This window comes from Paenibacillus agaridevorans (assembly GCF_003112455.1).
GTDB lineage: Bacteria > Bacillota > Bacilli > Paenibacillales > Paenibacillaceae > Pristimantibacillus > Pristimantibacillus agaridevorans.
Genome location: NZ_BDQX01000195.1, coordinates 1 through 2,789, shown reverse-complemented (window position 1 = coordinate 2,789; position 2,789 = coordinate 1). Strand labels below are relative to the sequence as shown.

The window sequence follows — 2,789 nt, the reverse complement described above, 5'->3', positions numbered from 1 at the left end:
CCGCGGCGGCGGCCGGCAGCGCCTCTGCCGCTGCAAGCTCCGCCACCTCAGGCGGCGGCGGAGACTTCGCGGCCGGCGACCGCGTCGCCCACGGCAAGTGGGGCGAGGGCACCATCGTCGCCGTCAAAGGGACGGGCAACGATATGGAGCTGCAAGTCGCGTTCCCGGCGCCGGTCGGCATCAAGCGGCTGCTTGCGGGTTTCGCGCCGATCAAGAAGGTATAGCCCGGGCTACAAGAAAGCTAAGTTCGCCAATTTGGAGGAGGTTCGGCTCGTGAACGTTGGTTCGGCACGGATGCAAGAGCTTGTCGCGCTCATTGCAGAGCATAATTATCAATATTATACGTTGGACAATCCCGTCATTAATGACGCGGATTACGACAAGCTGTACGATGAGCTGGTTGCGCTGGAGGCGGCGGAAAGTTTCGTGCTGCCCGAGTCGCCGACGCTTCGCGTGGGCGGCGAACTGCTCAAGGGTTTTGATCCGCACCGCCACCGTGCCCGCTTATGGAGTCTTGACAAGGCGCAGGACAACGAAGATCTGCTTTCCTGGCATGCTCGCGTGCAGAAGGCCGTAGCGGACTATAACGCAAAAAATCCGGATGTCGAGCCGTTGCCGCAGCCAAGTTATGTCATCGAGCTGAAGTTCGACGGCTTGACGCTGAACCTGACCTACGAGAACGGTAGCTTGGTGCAGGCATCTACGCGAGGCAACGGCACGGTAGGCGAGGGCATTCTGCCGCAGGTACGGACGATCCGTTCCATTCCGCTTCACATTCCGTTCAAGGAAGGCATCCTGGAGGTGCAGGGCGAGGGGATCATGGGACTGTCCGTGCTTGCCAAATATAACGAAACCGCGGCCGAGCCGCTCAAAAATGCGCGCAACGCCGCAGCCGGGGCACTTCGCAACCTTAATCCCGCGGTGACGGCGGAGCGGAAGCTGGACGCTTTTATCTATAATATCGGCTACGCGGAGGGCGTGTCCTTTAAGGATCATCTGGAGCTGCAGCAATTCCTTATTGCCAATCGTTTTAAGGTGAATCCGTACGTGAAGTACGTCAGCACGATCGAAGAGGTGCAGGCCGAGCTGGCAGCCATCGCAGAGAGACGACTCACGTTCGATTTCCTGATCGACGGAGCGGTCGTAAAGCTGACGGATATGCGGACGCGAGAGGCGCTGGGTTATACGGACAAGTTCCCGCGCTGGGCGGTTGCGTTCAAGTTCGAAGCGGAAGAGACGACGACGATTCTCGAATCGGTGTCCTGGGAAGTAGGCCGTACTGGCAAAATCACGCCGGTTGCCCGGGTCGAAGCCGTCGAGCTGGCAGGCGTGACGGTGCAGAACTGTACGCTCAACAATATCGGCGATATCGAACGCAAAAATTTGAAAAACGCCTTGGGCACGCTTGTATCCATTCGCCGCTCCAACGACGTCATTCCGGAGATTCTGGGCAAAGCGGACGATGAGCCCGGCGGGGAAATCGTGTTCCCGATCGTTTGTCCGTCCTGCGGGACGGAGCTGGAGCAGCGCGGCGCGCATCTGTTCTGCAACAACAACCTGGGCTGCCGTCCGCAGATTATCGGCCGCATTACGCATTTCGCGTCGCGCGACGCCATGGATATCGAGTCGTTCAGCATCATGACGGCGGAGCAGCTGTACGCGGATTGCGAGGTGCGCGATCCGGCAGATCTGTATGCGCTTGGATTCGACGATCTCATCAAGCTGGAGCGGTTCGGAGAGAAGAAGGCGCTCAAGCTGCTGGAGGCGCTGGAGAAGTCGAAGAGCCGCGACTTGGCGGCGTTCCTGTTCGCGCTTGGCATTCCCAATACGGGGAAAGCCACGACCAAAATGCTCGCTGACCATTACCGCAGCCTGGACGCTATTATGGCCGCGACGGCAGAGGAACTGGTAGGGCTGCCTGACATCGGCGGCATCGTGGCGGAGAGCATCGTCGGCTTCTTCGACAATCCGATCTATGCGGAGAGCATCGCCAGATTGCGTGCATATGGCGTTAAGGCCGAGGCGGAGCAGCCACCTGCCGTTCGCGCCGATAGCGTGTTCAACGGCAAGACGGTCGTGCTGACCGGCACCTTGCCTACGATGACGAGGGATGAAGCGGCGCGGAGGCTGGAGGCCTGTGGTGCGAAGATATCCGGCAGCGTCTCAAAGAAAACGGATTTCGTTGTTGCGGGTGACAGTGCGGGCAGCAAGCTGACCAAGGCGCGCGACCTTGGCGTAACCGTCATTGATGATGAGGCGGAGCTGCTGCGTTTGCTGGGTGACGAATAGGGAAAGTGCTGCATGGTACTCGAAAAGACCGCTTCACCATGCGTAGGCGTTAACAACGCTTCTTGAACTCAAGAAGCTGAAAAAAACGAGTTGTCGCTGAGTCCGGTATTTATGGAAGAATAGACCGACCTTTCCTTTGGGGGGCGGAAACAGGAACGATCCGCAGCGGATGCGGGTCGTTTTTTTCTTTGTGTAAGAAAATACAAGTTGTAATTCCAATTTGCACGTGGTATATTACTACTTGTCGCTTCTGAGGACAGGGTGTTCAAACAAACGCATCACAATAAAATGTGAAAATAATGCTTGACACAGGAAACAGAAGCTGATAAGATGTGTACTTGTCACGGCAAACGCCTGACGGTAAACAAGTTCTTTGAAAACTGAACAAATGGATCACGTCAAATCCAAACAATAGCAATACAAGCTAGTAACGAATTGAGCAAGTCAAACACCTTAATGGAGAGTTTGATCCTGGCTCAGGACGAACGCTGGCGGCGTGC

Annotated in this window: 2 protein-coding genes; both read left to right on the top strand. The window is 56.8% G+C overall.

Annotation, left to right across the window (positions count from 1 at the left end; translation table 11 throughout):
• Positions 1-224, top strand: a 224-nt coding sequence (locus tag PAT3040_RS18655; RefSeq protein WP_146200462.1) for a hypothetical protein, incomplete at its 5' end; no start/stop codon positions are given.
• Between the two features lie 70 nt (positions 225-294).
• Positions 295-2,289, top strand: a complete 1,995-nt coding sequence (gene ligA, locus PAT3040_RS18650) for an NAD-dependent DNA ligase LigA (RefSeq protein ID WP_108993910.1) — start codon at positions 295-297, stop codon at positions 2,287-2,289.
• The last annotated feature ends 500 nt before the right edge of the window (positions 2,290-2,789 follow it).

Excerpts from the sequence above, each read along its gene's own strand:
- ligA (WP_108993910.1), top strand. The coding sequence starts at position 295 with ATGCAAGAGCTTGTCGCGCTCATTGCAGAGCATAATTATCAATATTAT.